We start from the raw sequence: 17137 nt of genomic DNA, 5'->3' as shown, positions 1-17137 counted from the left end.
GGGCGCTGTTTCGTCGAGACTGCGTCGACGGCGCGCTTGCGCGCAGGATCAACGCACCGGCGCAGGAACCACGGGCTTGGCGGGAAGCGCTTCGGCGATGACCGTGGACAGCAGCTGAATGGGCGTCGGGCCCGAGCCCTGCGGCAATGTCAGGGCGACGTACACGCCGCGGTCGACGGCGTACCACGTGCTACGCGCCTGGTCGGCGCCCGCGTCGTCACCGACCTCACTCACCCGGAACCACTGCACGTCGTCCACCACCTGCACCGGCGCACCGACGACGAACTCCGCGGGCCGTTCCACGCCGCAGCGCAGCACGATCGGCTCACCCCGGTCCTCTGCCCGCCAGGCTGCCGCACCGGGGGGTGCGGGATCGGCGAGCGGCGCGCGGCTGTGCTCGCCGAGTTTCTCCGGCAGTTCGGCGGCCAGATGGGCGCATTCGGAGCTCGTGGCCTGCGGGGCGGGCACCGTCACCAACGGCACCGGCTGCTCCTGCTCGGGATTCTGGCGCAGCGCGGCGATCACCAGAATCGCCACGATCGCCGCGACCGCCACCACCAGAGCGGCGATCAGCAGCGCCCGCGGGGGCCCGTCACCGGTCTGCGAAGCCACGGCCCAACTCTAGAGAGGAGCCCCGTTGGCGATCGGACAGGTCAGTGTTCGAGTGATACCGGTCACCCGTTGAACATTGGGAACGACGGTGGCTTTGAGATCGGCCAAGGTGTCGGCGCCCACCCGCACGACCACGTCATACGGTCCCGTCACGGACTCCGCGGACACCACGCCGGGAAGCGCGGCGAGTTGTTTGGCGACGACCTCGGCGCGGCCCACCTCGGTCTGAATCAGCATGAAAGCCTCGACCACCCGCTGTTCCTCCACATCGCTGCATAGACTCCACGCCGCAGGCGCTTAACGTACCGCAGGTGCGGCCGGTGTTCAGGCCGGCACGAAACGGACACGAAGCGGCCGCGACGGGAGGTGACATGGCGTCCGATGCCGAAACCCTGGCGCAAATGGGCGAGTTCGCGGTGATCCGGCGGTTGGTGTCCGGGCGCCGCCAGCCGGGCGCCGTCGCGCTGGGGCCCGGTGACGACGCCGCGGTGCTGTTCGCGCCCGACGGAAAGACGGTCGTGAGCACCGACATGCTGGTGGCCGAGCGTCACTTTCGGCTGGACTGGTCGACGCCTCACGACGTGGGGCGCAAGGCGATCGCGCAGAACGCCGCCGACATCGAGGCGATGGGCGCACGCGCGACCGCCTTCGTGGTCGCGTTCGGAGCACCCTCGGATACGCCGGCCGCCCAGGCCCTGCAACTCGCCGACGGCATGTGGCGCGAAGCCGAGGCGATGGGCGGGGGCATCGTCGGCGGCGACCTCGTCAGCGCGCCGCAATGGGTGATCTCGGTGACGGCGCTCGGTGACCTCGGCAGCCGTGATCCGGTGCGCCGCAGCGGGGCGCGACCCGGTGACGTGGTGGCCGTCGTCGGCGGCATCGGTCGTTCGGCCGCTGGATTCAACCTGTGGCGCAACGGTATTCAGCGTTTCGACGAACTTCGTCAGTGTCATGTCGCGCCGCAGCCGCCTTATGGTCAGGGCCGCGTCGCCGCCGAAAGCGGTGCCACCGCGATGACCGACGTGTCCGACGGTCTGCTGGCCGACCTCGGCCACATCGCCGAGGCCTCCGGTGTCGGCATCGACCTGTCGACCGCGGCATTGACCGGTGACCGCGACGTCCTCGCCGGCGCCGCCGAAGCGGTGGGTGCCGATGCGTGGGCGTGGGTTCTCGGTGGCGGGGAGGACCATGCGCTGGTCGCGACCTTCCCGGGGCCGCCGCCGTCCGGGTGGCGGGAGATCGGCCGCGTGCAGAACGGTCCCGGAAGGGTCTTGGTCGACGGCGCGGCGTGGCAGGGGAATCCCGGGTGGCAGTCGTTCGACTAGTTAGGGTGTCGACTCGTGACCGTGTACGTCATCGCCCAGCTGAAGTTCACGGACCGTGCCGCCTATGACCGCTACCAAGCCCGTTTCCTAGAGGTCTTCAACCGGTATTCGGGGACGTTGCTCGCGGCCGACGACTCTCCGCAGATCCTGGAGGGCCAGTCTGACCGCGAGAAGGTCGTGTTGATGTCGTTTCCCGATGAGGCCTCGTTTCGGGCCTGGGCCAACTCGCCCGACTACCAGGAGATCTCGAAGGACCGTCGAGCCGGGACCGACTCAGTGGTGATGCTGATCGAGGGTTTGGCATGACGGCGCGGCCGCTGCGCGAACTCGTCGAGCAGGGCTGGGCCACGGCTCTGGAGCCGGTCGCGGGTCAGGTCGCGCAGATGGGCGAGTTCCTGCGCGCCGAATTGGCCGCCGGAAACGGGTATCTGCCTGCGGGCCAGAACGTGTTGCGCGCGTTCACTTTTCCGATGGACAGGGTGCGGGTGCTGATCGTCGGGCAGGATCCGTACCCGACGCCCGGTCACGCCGTGGGCCTCAGTTTCTCCGTGGCGCCCGAGGTGCGGCCCCTGCCGCGCAGCCTGGAGAACATCTTCAAGGAGTACGGAAGCGACCTCGGATACGCCGCACCGGCCACCGGTGACCTGACGCCGTGGGCCGAGCGCGGGGTGATGCTGCTCAACAGGGTGCTCACCGTTCGACCTGGAAACCCGGCGTCGCATCGCGGTAAGGGCTGGGAAGCGGTGACCGAGTGTGCGATTCGCGCGCTGGTCGCACGTGGGCAGCCGTTGGTCGCGGTGCTGTGGGGTCGCGACGCCTCGACGCTCAAACCGATGCTGGACGGCGCCGACTGCGTGGCGATCGAGTCGCCGCACCCGTCACCGCTGTCGGCCTCGCGCGGTTTCTTCGGCTCGCGACCGTTCAGCCGCGCGAACGAACTGCTCGAGAAGATGGGTGCCGAGCCGATCGACTGGCGGCTTCCCTAGAGCTATCCGACGCCCGGGATCGGAGGCGGCGAGGGAATCGGCGGAGGAGACGGAATCGCCGGGGGTGACGGCACGTCGGGGACCGGAACCTCGACGGTGCCCCCGTCAGCGCCCCCGCCCTCGGTGGTGGTGGCCGGCAGTTCCGGCGACGGTGTGGTGGTCTCCGGCGCACTGGTCTCCACCGTCACCTCCACCGTCGTGGTGGTCGGCGTCGTGGTGGTCGTGGTGGTGGTCTCGTCGCCGGCGGAGTCACCGCCGCCGCACGCGGTCAGAAGGGCCAGCGCACATCCGGACGCCAGCGCGATGAGGGTGGATCTTGCTGCTGCACGAGAAGTCATGCAGCACGGCTACCCGGTCGCTGACCGCGGCAATCGCCCGCGGGTCAGCCGCGCGAGACCTTTCCCGCCTTGATGCACGAGGTGCACACGTTCATGCGCTGCTTGTTGCCCCCGGGGCGGGTCACAGCGCGCACCGTCTGGATGTTGGGATCCCAGCGACGGCTGGTCCGGCGATGGGAGTGCGAGACCGACTTGCCGAAGCCGGGTCCCTTCCCGCAGATATCGCACACGGCAGCCATATGCAGAACTCCTCAGATCAGTACGTGGGGTCCGGGTCGCGGCACCGCGACCGGCGCGGCTCGACCCGACAACCTGACCAGGATACCGGGAGCCGCAGCGAACGCCAAAATGCCGTCCCGCGCTGCGCGCGAGCCCGCACCAGCCTACCGAGCGGCGAGAACGTTGTGCCGAGGCTGTCAGGTCCGATCGCTAGGCTGACCGGCACGGCGGGGTGCGTCAAGCGTCACATTTCTGCGGAGGTTAAGCATGTCGGCTCGACTGCTCGATGCCTTCACCCTGCAGAAGTGGTCGCACACTGCGGTCGGTGACCTCATCACCCACACCGACGAGATCAACCGGCTCAACGTGTTCCCGGTCGCCGACGCCGACACCGGCACGAACATGCTGTTCACCATGCGTTCGGCGTGGGCGCAAGCCGATGCCCTGGCCGGCGCCCGCGACGTCGCCGAGGTCGCTGCGGCGCTGGCGCGCGGCGCCATCCACGGGGCGCGCGGAAACTCCGGTGTGATCCTGTCCCAGATACTGCGCGCGCTGGCCGAGGTCACCGCGGAAGCCGCGGCCGACCTGCGCGGTGGTCTCGACCGGGTGGACGGCCCGCTGTTCGCCGCCGCACTTCGCCACGCCGTGGTGCTGGTGATTCGGGCGATGGGCGAGGCCGTGCCGGGGACCATCGTCACCGTCCTCCAGGACGCGGCCGAGGCCGCCGAGCAGGCTTCGACCGACGGTGCCGAACTGCCCGACGTCGTGGGCAAGGCGGCGGATGCCGCGGCGCAGTCGCTGGAGAGGACCACCGGCCAACTCGACGTATTGGCCCGCGCGGGCGTGGTGGACGCAGGAGGGCGCGGCCTGCTGGTACTGCTGGACGCGATGAGCACGACGCTGACCGACAGCGCGCCGCGGAGGCCGGAGTACGTCTCTGCGCCGCCGCCCAGCGACTCCGGTGCGGCCCGGGTCGTCGCGGCTCCACAGTTCGAGGTGATGTACCTGCTCAGTGGATGCGATCGGGCGGGGGTGGAGAAACTGCGCAGCGACCTCGACGCGCTGGGCGACTCGGTGGCCATCGCCGCCTCGTCGGACGGCGGGGGCCATTACTCGGTGCACGTGCATGCCGATGACGCCGGCGCCGCCGTCGAGGCCGGTCTCGCGGTGGGCGCGACCAGCCGCATCCAGATCACCGCTCTCACCGGCGGCGGCGCGCGCCCGGTCGGGTCGTGGTCGCGTGGACGGGCGGTGCTCGCTGTCGTGGACGGGCAGGGCGCCGAGGAGTTGTTCGCGGCCGAGGGCGCCCACGTGTTGCGACTCGAGGACGACGCGCCGGTGCGCGCCAAGCAGCTCCTTCACGCGCTGGTCAACGCCGACGCGGGTCAGGCGATGATCTTGCCGAACGGATACGTCGCGGCCGAAGAACTGGTCGCCGGGTGTACCGCCGCGATGGGTTGGGGCGTGGACGTGGTACCCGTGCCCACGGCGTCCATGGTTCAAGGCTTGGCGGCCCTGGCGGTCCATGACGACTCGCGCCAGGCCGTCGACGACGGGTACACCATGGCCAGGGCGGCCGCCGGGGCCCGGCACGGATCGGTGCGGATCGCCACCGAGGAAGCGCTCACCTGGGCGGGGATGTGCAAGCCGGGCGACGGCCTGGGCATTTCCGGCGACGAGGTGCTGATCGTCGGTGACGATCTGAGCGCGGCGGGAGCGGGGCTGATCGACCTGCTGCTGGCCGCCGGTGGTGAACTCGTTACGGTCCTCACCGGCGCCGGGGTCGACGAGGGTGTCGCCGCCGCACTCTCCGAGCACGTGCACGACCGGCACCTCGGCATCGAACTGGTGACCTACCACACCGGCCACCGCGGCGATGCGCTGCTGATCGGGGTCGAATAGCCGTGGCGACGTTGTCCGACCGTCTCGACTTCGTGCTCGGCAAGAAGGCCGCGGACCCGCTCGCCGAGCACTTCGGCATCCACACGGTCAACGATCTGCTGCGTCACTATCCCCGCAAGTACAGCGACGGGATGACCGTGCTCGACGAAGGCGAGGAGCTCGAAGAGGGCGAGCACGTCACGTTCATCGACACCATCACCGGCACCCGAACCGGTGATATGAAGCCGCAGTTCGACAAGAAGACCAAGAAGATGAGGAAGCGCAAATGGTTGCGCGTCACGCTCGGTCGCCGAGGGCGCACGGTCAGTGCGACGTTCTTCAACGCGGACTGGATGATCGACGGCCTCACGGAAGGAACTCGGCTGATGCTGTCGGGAGAGGTCAAATACTTCCGGGGGTCGTTGCAGTTGACGCACCCGGCGTTTCTCGTGTTGGAGTCACCGCACGGAAAGACGTTCGGGACGAAGTCGCTCAAGACGATAGCGTCGACATCCGGAGCGACCGGCGACGATCTGCTCGTGGCGTTCGAGCGTGAGTTCTTTCCGATCTACCCGGCGAGCGCCAAGGTTCAGACGTGGGAGATCTACGCCTGTGTCCGTCAGGTGCTCGACGTGTTGGATCCCATCCCCGAAACACTACCGGAATCCTTTCTGCGACAACATGGTTTGATCACCGAGGACGAGGCGTTGCGTGCCGTCCATATCGCGGAGAACAAACTCGAACGCGAGCGCGCGCAGCAGCGGCTGACATACGACGAGGCCATCGGTCTGCAGTGGGCGCTGGTCGACCGACGCCACGGTGAGCGCAGCGAGTCCGGTCCGGTCGCCGAGCGCCGTGACGATGGGCTCGTCGCCGCCATGAGTGAACAGCTGCCGTTCGAATTGACCGACGGCCAGAAGGAAGTGCTCGACGTCATCTCGGGCGAACTGACAAGCACCCGACCGATGAACCGCATGCTGCAGGGCGAGGTCGGTTCGGGCAAGACGATCGTCTCGGTGCTGGCGATGCTGCAGATGGTCGACGCCGGCTATCAGTGCGCCTTGCTCGCACCCACCGAAGTTCTTGCCGCACAGCATGCCCGCTCCATTCGCGCCGTTCTCGGTCCATTGGCGATGGCGGGTCAACTCGGTGGTGTGGACGGCGCCACCCGCATCGCGCTGCTGACCGGATCGATGACGGCGCAACAGAAACGCGCGGTACGCGACGAGGTCGCCGGCAGTGAGGCGGGCATCGTCATCGGCACGCACGCCTTGCTTCAGGACGCAGTCGAGTTCCACCGCCTCGGCATGGTGGTCGTCGACGAGCAGCACCGGTTCGGCGTCGAGCAACGGGATCGGTTGCGCGGCAAGGCACCTGCGGGCATCACACCACATCTTTTGGTGATGACGGCCACCCCGATACCGCGCACCGTCGCCCTGACCTATTACGGTGACCTGGAGACCTCGACGCTGCGTGAGCTGCCGCGGGGCAGGCAACCGATCACCACCAACACCGTCTTCCTCAACGAACACCCGCGCTGGCTGGACCGGGTCTGGCAGCGCATCGCCGAAGAGGTGAGCCAGGGCAGGCAGGCGTACGTGGTGGCCTCGCGGATCGACGAAAACGACAAGTCGGCCAACGACAAGGAGGCCCACGAGAAGGAGGGCGGTCCGCCGCCGATCACGGTCGTCGAGTTGTTCGCCCGACTGAGCCGCGGTCCGCTGGCCGATCTGCGGCTCGGGCTCATGCACGGCAGGCTGCCCGCCGACGAGAAGGACGCCGTGATGGCGGCTTACCGCGCGGGTGAGATCGACGTGCTGGTGTGCACGACGGTCATCGAAGTGGGCGTCGATGTGCCGAATGCGACGGTGATGGTCGTGATGGACGCCGACCGGTTCGGCATCAGCCAACTGCACCAGTTGCGCGGGCGGATCGGCCGCGGACAGCATCCGAGCCTGTGCCTGCTCGTCACCAAACTCCCGCAGGGCTCCAAGGCCGGCGCCCGGCTGACCGCCGTCGCATCCACATTGGACGGGTTCAAGCTCGCCGACCTCGACCTCTACGAACGGCAAGAGGGAGATGTGTTGGGATTCAACCAATCGGGCCGCGCAATCACGCTGCGGTTCCTGTCGCTGCAGGAGCACCTCGACATCATCGTGACGGCCCGCGACTTCTGCGCACGGCTGTACGAGAACGATCCCGACAATGCGGGTATGGCGGCGTTGGCGGCCCCGTTCGTCAGCGATGACCGCGTCGAATTCCTGGACAAGGCATGAAGCGTGGGCATCTGCTGTGGCTGACGGCGATCGTCGCCCTCGCCGTGATCGTCGCCGTGCAGGCGGTCAACTCGGCAGGCGACCGGGCACAGTTCATCGCACGCGCCGACATCCCGACCGTGGCTCCAGGCGTCGACGTTCTCGCCGGCGTCCCCGTCATACCGCTGCGAATTCGCGGATACGACTATCGCAGAGCCGCTTTCGGGGACAGCTGGACCGACGACAACTCGGCCCCGGGCGGGCACAACGGCTGCGACACCCGCAACGACATCCTCAACCGCGACCTCGACGACAAGACGTTCGTGTCGATCAAGCGTTGCCCTGACGCCGTTGCGACCGGCACGCTGCACGACCCGTACACCAACGCCGTCGTCGCCTTCACCCGCGGCGAGAAGACGGGCGCCGCAGTGCAGATCGACCACATCGTGCCGTTGGCGCTTGCCTGGGATCTCGGGGCGCGCAACTGGCCCGACGACCTGCGCGTCCGGTTCGCCAACGATCCGGCGAATCTCCTCGCGGTGGCCGGAAACGCCAACCAGGACAAAGGGGACCAGGAGCCCGCGACCTGGATGCCACCCAATGCGGCGTTTCACTGCCAGTACGCGATGCAGTTCATCGCGGTGCTCCGCGGATACCGACTGCCGATCGACGCGCCCTCGGCCACCGTGCTGCGCGACGCAGCCGCCACCTGCCCGACGGGCTGAGCTCCTCTAAGAGCTATGTGCCGGTGTAGGTTTCGGGGTCCGGGCGAAACCGGGTGCCCTCGTCGAGGCCGTTGAGTGAGGCCATCTCGTCGTCGGTGAGCTCGAAGTCGAACACCTCGAGGTTGGCGGCGATCCGCTCCGGTTTCGACGAGCGGGCGATGACCGCGTTGCCGAGCTGAACGCTCCACCGGATCAACACCTGCGCGGCGGTCTTGCCGTGCGCCTGCGCGATCGACGTCACCGTCTCGTTTTCCAGCAGGCGCCCGACGCCCAGGGGGCCATACGCCTGGGTGACGATGCCGTACCCGGCGTTTACCTCACGCAGCTCCGCCTGGCTGAGCAGCGGGTGCAGCTCGATCTGGTTGACCGCCGGGGTGAAGAACGACAGGTCGATCACGTCCGACAGGTGCTCGGCGTGGAAGTTGGCGACCCCGATCGACTTGGTGTCGCCGACCTCCTTGCGCTTCATCAACCCGCCCCAGCTGTCGACGTACTTGCCCTGTTCGCCGGCGGGCCAGTGGATCAGGTACAGGTCGACGTAGTCGAGCCCGAGCCTGTCCAGGCTTGCCTTGAGCGCGTCCTGCGACGACTGGAAACCCAGATCGGGAGTGGCGAGCTTGGTGGTGACGAAGATCTCGTCGCGAGGCACCCCGGAGGCCTTGATGGCCCGCCCGACCGCTTCCTCGTTGCCGTATGAAGCGGCCGTGTCGATCAGCCGGTAGCCGGCGGACAACGCCGCCAGCACCGCCTGCTCGGCCTCGGAGTCCGACAGCTCGCCGACACCGAGTCCGAACACCGGCATCGTGTGGTCGTCGTTGAGCGTGACGGTCGGAACCGCAGCAGCGTTGCCCGGCGATTCGGTCATTTCACCTACCCCGTGAATTCGAATGTTCGCGGATCGGGGCCCAACCGAGTGCCGTCGCCGAGCGTCGAGACGGACGCCATGTCCTGCTCGCTCAACTCGAAATCGAACACGTCGAAGTTGCTCACGATTCTCTCGGGGGTCACCGACTTCGGGATGACTATATTGCCGAGCTGCATATGCCACCTAATCAACACCTGGGCCGGTGTCTTCCCGTGCGCCTCGGCGACCGAGACCACGGTGTCGTTCGACAGCAGTGAACCCTGGCCGAGCGGACTCCACGCCTCGGTGGCGATGCCCATCTGGGCGTGCATCTCGCGCAGCTCCTCCTGCTGCAGCAGCGGATGCAGTTCGATCTGGTTGACCGCCGGCACGATCCCGGTGGCGTCGACGAGTTCGCGCAGGTGTTCGGGTTCGAAGTTGCTCACCCCGATCGACCGGATGCGCCCCTGCTCACGCAGGTCGGCGAAGGCCTTGAACGTCTCGACGAACGCGCCGTTGGCCGGCATCGGCCAGTGGATGAGGTACAGATCGAGGGAGTCGAGCCCCAGCCGGTCCATGCTCTTGTCGAAGGCGCGCAGCGTGCTGCCGTAGCCCTGGTCGGAGTTCCACAGCTTGGTGGTGATGAACACCTGATCGCGCGGGAGACCCGACTTTTTCAGTGCCTCGCCGACCTCACGTTCGTTCCGGTACGCGGCGGCGGTGTCGATGTGGCGGTAGCCGGCCTCCAGCGCGGTCGCGACCGCGCGTTCGGTGTCCTCGGGCGGGGTCTGCCAAACTCCGAGCCCAACCTGAGGTATCGAATTACCGTCGTTCAACGTGATCGAGGGAGAAGCCATGACCCAAAGTCTGCCAGCCCATGACCAGTGGCGGCCGACCCGCAAGGAGACCCTGGTCAACACCGCAGCGGGCGTTACCCTCCGCGCGTTGCCCCGAATCCCCGAGGGGGTCAAGCGTCTCCTGCTCGGGCGCCGCACGGTCAGCATCGACGGCAACACGCTGGACACGACGCTGCAGTTGATGCTCGCCGGACAGAAACTCACCGGGATCGACGGTTTGGTCAACGCCGACGACGTCGCCGCCGCCCGCGGCCAACTCGAAACGCTGGCCGTGGGTTTCAAACAGAACATCCCGGTCGCGTCGGTGAAAGATCTCTCGATTCCCGGACCCGTCGGGGCCATCCGCGCGCGTCATTACCGGCCCATCGACGATGACGGGGCCCTGCTGGTCTTCTTCCACGGCGGCGGGCAGGTCATCGGCAGCATCGAATCGCACGACGACCTGTGCCGTGAGATCTGCCACCGCGGCCAGATGCACGTGCTGTCCGTCGACTACCGCCTGGCGCCCGAACATCCCGCCCCCGCGGGCACCGACGACGCCTACGCCGCCTTCCGCTGGGCGTGCGAACACGCCACCGAACTGGGTGCCGACCCCGAACGCGTCGCCGTGGGCGGTGACAGCGCGGGCGGCAACCAGGCCACGCTCGTCGCGCACCGCGCCCGCAGCGAGGGACCGCAACCCGCCCTTCAGTTCCTGCTGTATCCGGTCGTCAACTACCGCGACACGACCAGGTCGCAGGTGCTGTTCTCCGAGGGCTACTTCCTCACGCGCGACGACATCGACTGGTTCCGCGACAAATACCTCAGCGGCGGGATCGATGCCGGCGACCCACGGGTGTCACCGTTGCTCGCCGACGACCTGTCGGGCTTGGCGCCGACGCTGATCGTCACCGCCGGTTTCGACCCGCTGCGCGACGAAGGCAGGCAGTACGCCGAGGCCATGCGGGCCGCCGGCGTCCGCGTCGACCACCGGGAGTTCGGATCGCTGATCCACGGCTTCGCGAACTTCTTCCCGTTCGGCGGTGACAGCGCCACCGCGATTGCCGAGGTCATCTCGGCACTGCGCGCGCATCTGGCCCGCGGCTGACGGGGCGGCGGAATCGCGCCGGTACTCTTACCTGCGTGGCCTCGAAACCCAAGAAGACCCCGCGCTACGACCTGAAGGCGGCCGACCGCAAGCGGAACCGGGCTGTGCAGATCGGCCTGACCTCCGTTGTCGTGATCTTCGCGGTCGCGCTGGTGCTCTACATCGTGATGACCAAAGAGGACAAACCCGGTGAGGGCGAGACCAGGGCGGTCCGCGTCGCGTCGAGCAACGTGATCACCCAAGAGGGCACATCCGAGCCCAAAGCGGTGCTGGCGCTCTACGAGGATTTCCTGTGCCCGGCGTGCGGGAACTTCGAGAGGCAGTTCGGCCCGACGATCAACCGGCTGATCGACAGCGGTGCGGTGGCCGTCGACTACAACATGGTGTCCATCCTCGACCGGGCGGGGCAGGGCTACTCGACCCGCGCGGCCAACGCCGGCTACTGCGTCGCCGAAGCGGACACGGAAGCCTTCCGGCGGTTCCACGGCGCGCTCTTCGCGCAACAGCCTCCCGAGGGTGTGGGCCCCTTCCCAGACAACGCCCGGCTGATCGAGGTCGCCCGTCAGGCGGGGGTGACCGGTGAGGTGCCGGCCTGCATCAACGGGGGACGCTTCAACGACATGGTCAAGGGCCTGGCCAAGGCGAGCGGGGTCAACTCGACGCCGACCATCCGGATCAACGGTGAGGACTACTCGCCGTCGACACCCGACGCGCTGATCGCCGAGATCGAGAAGATCGTCGGCGAGGTGCCTGCACTGGACGCCGGCGCGCCGCCGCCCAACCCCGATCCGACCCAGCCGGCGAGGCCGTGACGCTCGCCGCGCCCGGGGCCGTCCAGCCGTCCGAACCCACGGCGCATGAGCCGGCGGGCCCGTCGGTGGGACGTCCGAGCGCGGTGTGGATCCTCATCGCGGGTGTGCTGGGGCTTGCCGCCGCGCTCGCGCTGACGGTCGAGAAGATCGAGCTGCTGATCGATCCGGAGTACGTCCCGTCATGCAGCTTCAATCCGGTGCTGTCCTGCGGCTCGGTGATGATCACGCCGCAGGCGTCCGCGTTCGGATTCCCCAACTCGTTGATCGGCATCATCTCGTTCACGATCGTGGTGGTGACCGGTGTGCTCGCGCTCGCCAAGGTCGAGTTGCCGCGCTGGTATTGGGCCGGACTGGCCGTCGGCACGCTGTTGGGTGCCGCCTTCGTTCACTGGCTCATCTTCCAGAGCCTCTACCGCATCGGCGCGCTGTGCCCGTACTGCATGGTGGTGTGGGCGGTGACGATCCCGCTGTTGGTGGTCGTCGCGGTCATCGCGCTCGCGCCCCAACGCGGAAACACCGTTGCGCGAGTGCTGCACACGTGGCGGTGGTCTTTGGTCACGTTGTGGTTCACCGGCCTGCTCCTGCTGATCCTCGTGCGCTTCTGGAGCTACTGGTCCACGCTGATCTGATCCGCCCGGAGGTTAAAGTACGTGCGTGATGGCCCATGATCTCTAAAGTCCTGGTCGCCAATCGTGGCGAGATCGCGATCCGCGCTTTCCGGGCCGCCTACGAGATGGGGATCGACACCGTCGCGGTCTACCCGTACGAGGACCGCAACAGCGTGCACCGGCTGAAGGCCGACGAGTCCTACCAGATCGGCGAGACCGGCCATCCCGTGCGCGCCTACCTGTCGGTCGAGGAGATCATCCGGGTCGCAAAGCACGCGGGAGCCGACGCGGTCTATCCGGGATACGGCTTCCTGTCGGAGAATCCGGCCTTGGCGGCGGCGTGCGCGCAGGCCGGGATCACGTTCGTCGGGCCGAGCGCTCATGTGCTCGAGCTGACGGGCAACAAGTCGCGGGCGATCGACGCGGCCCGCTCGGCCGGGCTGCCGGTGCTCAACTCGTCGGCACCGTCGGCGTCGGCAGAGGAGCTGATGGCCGCCGCCGACGGCCTGGAGTTCCCGTTGTTCGTCAAAGCCGTGTCAGGGGGCGGCGGCCGGGGGATGCGGCGGGTCGCCGACATCGACTCGCTTGCCGACGCGATCGATGCCGCGGCGCGCGAAGCCGAGTCGGCGTTCGGCGACCCGACGCTGTATCTCGAACAGGCCGTGCTCAACCCCCGCCACATCGAGGTGCAGATCCTGGCCGACACCCACGGCAACGTGATGCACCTGTTCGAACGGGACTGCAGCGTGCAGCGCAGGCACCAGAAGGTCATCGAGCTCGCGCCCGCCCCGAACCTCTCAGACGAACTGCGGCAACGGATTTGCCAGGACGCGGTCGCGTTCGCCCGGCAGATCGGCTACACGTTCGCCGGCACCGTGGAATTCCTGCTCGACGAGCGCGGCCATTACGTGTTCATCGAGTGCAATCCGCGCATCCAGGTCGAGCACACGGTCACCGAAGAGATCACCGATGTCGACCTGGTGTCCAGCCAGTTGCGCATCGCCGATGGGGAGACGTTGGAGGGCCTCGGCTTGAGCCAGGAGGCGCTGCCGTCGCCGCGTGGTTTCGCGCTGCAGTGCCGGATCACCACCGAGGACCCCGCCAACGGATTCCGGCCCGACACCGGCCGCATCACCGGATACCGCACCCCCGGCGGCGCGGGCATCCGGTTGGACGGCGGTACCCACCTGGGCGCGGAGATCAGCGCGCATTTCGACTCGATGCTGGTGAAGCTGACGTGTCGCGGACGCGACTTCGGCACCGCGGTGGCGCGGGCGCGCCGCGCGCTGGCCGAGTTCCGCATTCGCGGGGTGTCGACGAACATCCCGTTCCTGCAGGCGGTGGTCAACGATCCGGATTTCCGGGCCGGACGCATCACCACGTCGTTCATCGACGAACGCCCGTATCTGCTGACCGCCAGAACACCCGCCGATCGCGGCACCAAGATCCTCAACTACCTGGCCGACGTGACGGTCAACCAGCCACATGGCCCGCGAACCGCGTCGGTGTACCCGCAGGACAAGCTGCCCGACATCGATCTGGAGGCGCCGCCGCCCGCCGGCAGCAAGCAACTGCTGACCGAACTGGGCCCCGAGGGGTTCGCCCGCTGGCTGCGCGACTCCAAACCGTTGGGCCTCACCGACACGACATTCCGCGATGCCCACCAGTCGCTGCTGGCCACCCGGGTGCGCACCACCGGACTGTCGATGGTGGCGCCCTACGTCGCGCGCATGACCCCGCAGTTGCTCTCTCTCGAATGCTGGGGCGGGGCGACTTACGATGTGGCGCTTCGGTTCTTGAAGGAAGACCCGTGGGAGCGGCTGGCCGTGCTGCGGGAGGCCGTCCCGAACATCTGCCTGCAGATGCTGCTGCGTGGCCGCAACACCGTCGGTTACACCCCGTACCCGGAAACCGTCACCCACGCCTTCGTCGCCGAAGCGACGGCGACGGGCATCGACATCTACCGCATCTTCGACGCGCTCAACAACGTCGAATCCATGCGCCCGGCCATCGACGCGGTCCGCGAAACCGGCACGGCCATCGCCGAAGTCGCGATGAGCTACACCGGGGACCTGTCCGACCCCGGCGAGAACCTCTACACCCTGGACTACTACCTGAAGCTCGCCGAACAGATCGTCGACGCGGGCGCCCACGTGCTGGCGATCAAGGACATGGCCGGGCTGTTGCGCCCGCACGCCGCGCACACGTTGATCAGCGCTCTGCGCAGCCGCTTCGATCTGCCCGTGCATGTGCACACCCACGACACCCCGGGCGGCCAGTTGGCGACGTATCTGGCCGCGTGGCAGGCGGGCGCGAGCGCCGTCGACGGAGCATCCGCACCGCTGGCCGGCACCACCAGCCAGCCCGCGCTGAGTTCGATCGTCGCCGCGACCGCGCACACCGAGTTCGACACCGGGTTGTCGCTGCAAGCGGTGTGCGACCTCGAACCGTATTGGGAGGCGCTGCGAAAGGTGTACGCGCCGTTCGATGTTGTGGCGTCTGGGCCTCCTTCTCCGACGGGGCGGGTGTATCACCACGAGATTCCCGGCGGTCAGCTGTCGAACCTGCGCCAGCAGGCGATCGCGCTCGGGTTCGGCGACCGCTTCGAGGAGATCGAAGCCAACTACGCTGCTGCCGATCGGGTGCTCGGCCGGCTTGTGAAGGTGACCCCGTCGTCGAAGGTGGTGGGCGACCTCGCGCTGGCGTTGCTCGGGGCGGGTATCAGCGCCGATGAATTCGCCTCGGACCCAGCGCGGTTGGACATTCCCGATTCGGTGGTCGGATTCCTGCGCGGCGAACTCGGGGATCCGCCCGGCGGATGGCCCGAACCGCTGCGCACCAAGGCACTGGCCGGTCGTGCGCCGGCCAAGTCGCAGGAGGAACTCAGCGAGGAGGACGAAGCGGTGCTCGCCCAGGCGGGCCCGAAGCGGCAGGCCGCGCTGAACCGGTTGCTGTTTCCCGGTCCCACAAAGGAACTCGAGGCCCACCGCGAGCAGTACGGCGACACGTCGAGCCTGTCGGCGAACCAGTTCTTCTACGGGCTGCGCAGCGACGAGGAGCACCGGGTCCGGCTGGAGCGGGGCGTCGAACTGCTGATCGGGCTCGAGGCGATCTCCGATCCCGACGAGCGCGGCATGCGGACCGTGATGTGCATCCTCAACGGCCAACTGCGGCCGGTACTGGTGCGGGACCGCAACGTCGCCAGCGATATCCCGACCGCGGAGAAGGCCGACAAGTCCAATCCGGACCACATCGCAGCACCCTTCGCCGGTGTGGTCGCCGTCGCCGTCTCCGTCGACGACGAGGTGCAGGCCGGTCAGACGGTCGCCACGATCGAGGCCATGAAGATGGAGGCCGCCATCACCGCACCCAAAGCGGGCAAGGTGAACCGGGTCGCGGTCTCGGAGACGGCGCAGGTCGAAGGCGGCGATCTGCTGGTGGTGGTCAGCTGACCCGCATCATCGCCGGCGCGTTGGGCGGTCGACGAATCACCGTGCCCCAGAGCAGGTCTGGGGGAGTGACCCGTCCCACCACCGACCGGGTGCGAGAAGCGTTGTTCAACGTGCTGGCTGCGCGCATCGACTTCGGGGGGATCGCGGTGCTCGATCTGTACGCCGGCTCGGGCGCGCTTGGGCTCGAGGCGCTCTCGCGCGGTGCGGCCGAAGCGACGTTCGTCGAGTCCGACCGGCGTGCCGCGGGCGTCATCGCCGACAACATCGCGGCGCTCGGTGTCACCGGGGCCAGCGTGCGGCGCGGCGGCGTCACCGAGGTGCTGGCCGCGGGCAGCTCGCGACCGGTCGACCTGGTCCTCGCCGATCCGCCGTACGACGTCACCGCCGAGCAGGTCGAGTCGGTCCTGATGCTGCTCGCCGAACGGGGTTGGGCCGGTGCGGGAACCGTCGTCGTGGTGGAGCGTGCGGCAAGCGGACCCCCGCTGACGTGGCCGCCGGGCTGGCGGGCATGGCCGCCGCGCGCCTACGGCGACACCCGCCTGGAGCTTGCCGAGGCGCCGGAACGGCCCTGCTAGCGTCATCGCTCATGAGCGGCGCGGTATGCCCCGGATCCTTCGACCCGGTCACCCTCGGGCACGTCGACGTCTTCGAACGCGCGGCCGCGCAGTTCGACGAGGTGATCGTGGCGGTCCTGATCAACCCGAACAAGAAGGGCATGTTCACCCTCGACGAGCGCATCGCGATGATCGAGGAGACCACCGAGCACCTGCCGAACCTGCGCGCCGAATCGGGTCAGGGCCTGGTGGTCGACTTCGCCCGGCAGCGTGGCGTGACGGCGATCGTCAAGGGACTGCGCTCTGGTACCGACTTCGAATACGAACTGCAGATGGCGCAGATGAACAAGCACATCGCCGGCGTCGACACCTTCTTTGTGGCCGCGACACCGCAGTACTCGTTCGTGTCGTCGTCGTTGGCCAAAGAGGTCGCGTCGATGGGTGGCGATGTCTCCGAACTACTTCCCGCCGCGGTCAACAAGCGTCTGCAGGCCAAGCTCAGCCAGGGTTAATCCGCCCCAGCCGGGGTAGTCAGGTTCAGGCGCACAGCCCATTCGCGCCCACACCACTACCGAGAATGCA

At 68.1% G+C, this 17137-nt stretch carries 18 protein-coding genes; 12 read left to right on the top strand and 6 right to left on the bottom strand.

Translation table 11 applies throughout. The features are described from left to right. Nucleotides 1-48 precede the first annotated feature (48 nt). Together RMCN_RS16275 and RMCN_RS16270 are read right to left on the bottom strand one after the other, a co-directional pair. Nucleotides 49-612, bottom strand: a complete 564-nt coding sequence (locus tag RMCN_RS16275) for a DUF3515 domain-containing protein (RefSeq protein ID WP_067390921.1) — start codon at nt 610-612, stop codon at nt 49-51. Between the two features lie 9 nt (nt 613-621). Beyond that, a complete protein-coding gene (locus RMCN_RS16270; protein WP_067391232.1) occupies nt 622-864 on the bottom strand; it encodes an Lrp/AsnC family transcriptional regulator in 243 nt (80 codons plus the stop codon). A 119-nt stretch (nt 865-983) separates the two neighbouring features. Between RMCN_RS16270 and RMCN_RS16265 the strand changes: the two genes are divergently transcribed. The 3 genes from RMCN_RS16265 to RMCN_RS16255 are packed head-to-tail and all read left to right on the top strand — an operon-like array spanning nt 984 to nt 2923. After that, nucleotides 984-1937 (top strand): thiamine-phosphate kinase, encoded by a 954-nt coding sequence (locus tag RMCN_RS16265; RefSeq protein WP_067391228.1) that lies wholly within the window; start codon nt 984-986, stop codon nt 1935-1937. 15 nt (nt 1938-1952) lie between these two features. After that, nucleotides 1953-2243 carry a DUF1330 domain-containing protein gene (locus RMCN_RS16260; RefSeq protein WP_067390918.1) on the top strand — a complete coding sequence of 97 codons (291 nt, stop codon included), beginning with the start codon at nt 1953-1955 and terminating at the stop codon, nt 2241-2243. Next, nucleotides 2240-2923 (top strand): uracil-DNA glycosylase, encoded by a 684-nt coding sequence (locus tag RMCN_RS16255; RefSeq protein ID WP_067390915.1) that lies wholly within the window; start codon nt 2240-2242, stop codon nt 2921-2923. The genes RMCN_RS16260 and RMCN_RS16255 overlap by 4 nt, the downstream gene beginning before the upstream one ends. A gap of 2 nt (nt 2924-2925) precedes the next feature. Here the strand turns inward: RMCN_RS16255 and RMCN_RS16250 are convergent, their stop codons facing one another. Together RMCN_RS16250 and rpmB are read right to left on the bottom strand one after the other, a co-directional pair. Next, nucleotides 2926-3261, bottom strand: coding sequence for a hypothetical protein (locus RMCN_RS16250; protein ID WP_064414814.1), 336 nt, complete (start codon nt 3259-3261; stop codon nt 2926-2928). A 44-nt stretch (nt 3262-3305) separates the two neighbouring features. After that, on the bottom strand, nt 3306-3500 hold the full coding sequence (gene rpmB, locus RMCN_RS16245) for a 50S ribosomal protein L28 (RefSeq protein ID WP_064351131.1): 195 nt from the start codon (nt 3498-3500) through the stop codon (nt 3306-3308). A 247-nt stretch (nt 3501-3747) separates the two neighbouring features. Here rpmB and RMCN_RS16240 point away from each other — a divergent pair, with 247 nt between their 5' ends. The 3 genes from RMCN_RS16240 to RMCN_RS16230 are packed head-to-tail and all read left to right on the top strand — an operon-like array spanning nt 3748 to nt 8341. Continuing rightward, nucleotides 3748-5382 (top strand): fatty acid kinase ATP-binding subunit FakA, encoded by a 1635-nt coding sequence (locus RMCN_RS16240; RefSeq protein ID WP_064414815.1) that lies wholly within the window; start codon nt 3748-3750, stop codon nt 5380-5382. Nucleotides 5383-5384: 2 nt separating this feature from the next. Further along, nucleotides 5385-7637 carry an ATP-dependent DNA helicase RecG gene (gene recG, locus RMCN_RS16235; RefSeq protein WP_067390912.1) on the top strand — a complete coding sequence of 751 codons (2253 nt, stop codon included), beginning with the start codon at nt 5385-5387 and terminating at the stop codon, nt 7635-7637. Continuing rightward, nucleotides 7634-8341 (top strand): HNH endonuclease family protein, encoded by a 708-nt coding sequence (locus RMCN_RS16230; protein WP_064414817.1) that lies wholly within the window; start codon nt 7634-7636, stop codon nt 8339-8341. Before recG ends, RMCN_RS16230 begins: the two co-directional genes overlap by 4 nt. 13 nt (nt 8342-8354) lie before the next feature. On the opposite strand, the gene RMCN_RS16225 is transcribed toward RMCN_RS16230, so the two are convergent. Both RMCN_RS16225 and RMCN_RS16220 read right to left on the bottom strand, forming a co-directional pair. Next, nucleotides 8355-9206, bottom strand: coding sequence for an aldo/keto reductase (locus RMCN_RS16225; RefSeq protein WP_064414818.1), 852 nt, complete (start codon nt 9204-9206; stop codon nt 8355-8357). A gap of 5 nt (nt 9207-9211) precedes the next feature. Beyond that, the gene (locus RMCN_RS16220; protein WP_067390909.1) at nt 9212-10042 is read right to left on the bottom strand and encodes an aldo/keto reductase; all 831 of its coding nucleotides are present in this window, start codon (nt 10040-10042) and stop codon (nt 9212-9214) included. Here RMCN_RS16220 and RMCN_RS16215 point away from each other — a divergent pair. From RMCN_RS16215 to coaD, 6 genes are read left to right on the top strand one after another with little or no spacing between them, the layout of a single operon-like run. Next, the gene (locus RMCN_RS16215) at nt 10041-11129 is read left to right on the top strand and encodes an alpha/beta hydrolase (protein WP_064414820.1); all 1089 of its coding nucleotides are present in this window, start codon (nt 10041-10043) and stop codon (nt 11127-11129) included. The two genes, RMCN_RS16220 and RMCN_RS16215, sit on opposite strands and share 2 nt — an antisense overlap. Before the next feature lie 35 nt (nt 11130-11164). Beyond that, nucleotides 11165-11941 (top strand): DsbA family protein, encoded by a 777-nt coding sequence (locus tag RMCN_RS16210; RefSeq protein ID WP_064414821.1) that lies wholly within the window; start codon nt 11165-11167, stop codon nt 11939-11941. Next, a complete protein-coding gene (locus tag RMCN_RS16205; RefSeq protein WP_064414822.1) occupies nt 11938-12570 on the top strand; it encodes a vitamin K epoxide reductase family protein in 633 nt (210 codons plus the stop codon). Before RMCN_RS16210 ends, RMCN_RS16205 begins: the two co-directional genes overlap by 4 nt. A 35-nt stretch (nt 12571-12605) precedes the next feature. Continuing rightward, the gene (locus tag RMCN_RS16200; protein WP_064416711.1) at nt 12606-16001 is read left to right on the top strand and encodes a pyruvate carboxylase; all 3396 of its coding nucleotides are present in this window, start codon (nt 12606-12608) and stop codon (nt 15999-16001) included. Next, nucleotides 15998-16576: a 16S rRNA (guanine(966)-N(2))-methyltransferase RsmD gene (rsmD, locus tag RMCN_RS16195; RefSeq protein WP_067391225.1), complete on the top strand. Its 579-nt coding sequence runs from the start codon at nt 15998-16000 to the stop codon at nt 16574-16576. Before RMCN_RS16200 ends, rsmD begins: the two co-directional genes overlap by 4 nt. An 11-nt stretch (nt 16577-16587) precedes the next feature. Next, nucleotides 16588-17067 (top strand): pantetheine-phosphate adenylyltransferase, encoded by a 480-nt coding sequence (coaD, locus tag RMCN_RS16190; RefSeq protein ID WP_067390906.1) that lies wholly within the window; start codon nt 16588-16590, stop codon nt 17065-17067. Nucleotides 17068-17137 lie beyond the last annotated feature (70 nt).

This window comes from Mycolicibacterium novocastrense (assembly GCF_001570485.1).
Taxonomy (GTDB): Bacteria; Actinomycetota; Actinomycetes; order Mycobacteriales; family Mycobacteriaceae; genus Mycobacterium; species Mycobacterium novocastrense.
Note: the sequence above shows the minus strand (reverse complement) of the source record. Positions and strands in the feature narration are given on the sequence as shown.

Bases quoted from the DNA above. Each gene is read 5' to 3' on its own strand.
- RMCN_RS16250 (WP_064414814.1), bottom strand. From the start codon at position 3,261: ATGACTTCTCGTGCAGCAGCAAGATCCACCCTCATCGCGCTGGCGTCC.
- RMCN_RS16215 (WP_064414820.1), top strand. From the start codon at position 10,041: ATGACCCAAAGTCTGCCAGCCCATGACCAGTGGCGGCCGACCCGCAAG.
- RMCN_RS16255 (WP_067390915.1), top strand. From the start codon at position 2,240: ATGACGGCGCGGCCGCTGCGCGAACTCGTCGAGCAGGGCTGGGCCACG.
- RMCN_RS16200 (WP_064416711.1), top strand. From the start codon at position 12,606: ATGATCTCTAAAGTCCTGGTCGCCAATCGTGGCGAGATCGCGATCCGC.
- RMCN_RS16265 (WP_067391228.1), top strand. From the start codon at position 984: ATGGCGTCCGATGCCGAAACCCTGGCGCAAATGGGCGAGTTCGCGGTG.
- coaD (WP_067390906.1), top strand. From the start codon at position 16,588: ATGAGCGGCGCGGTATGCCCCGGATCCTTCGACCCGGTCACCCTCGGG.
- RMCN_RS16220 (WP_067390909.1), bottom strand. From the start codon at position 10,042: ATGGCTTCTCCCTCGATCACGTTGAACGACGGTAATTCGATACCTCAG.
- RMCN_RS16230 (WP_064414817.1), top strand. From the start codon at position 7,634: ATGAAGCGTGGGCATCTGCTGTGGCTGACGGCGATCGTCGCCCTCGCC.
- RMCN_RS16240 (WP_064414815.1), top strand. From the start codon at position 3,748: ATGTCGGCTCGACTGCTCGATGCCTTCACCCTGCAGAAGTGGTCGCAC.
- rpmB (WP_064351131.1), bottom strand. From the start codon at position 3,500: ATGGCTGCCGTGTGCGATATCTGCGGGAAGGGACCCGGCTTCGGCAAG.
- RMCN_RS16225 (WP_064414818.1), bottom strand. From the start codon at position 9,206: ATGACCGAATCGCCGGGCAACGCTGCTGCGGTTCCGACCGTCACGCTC.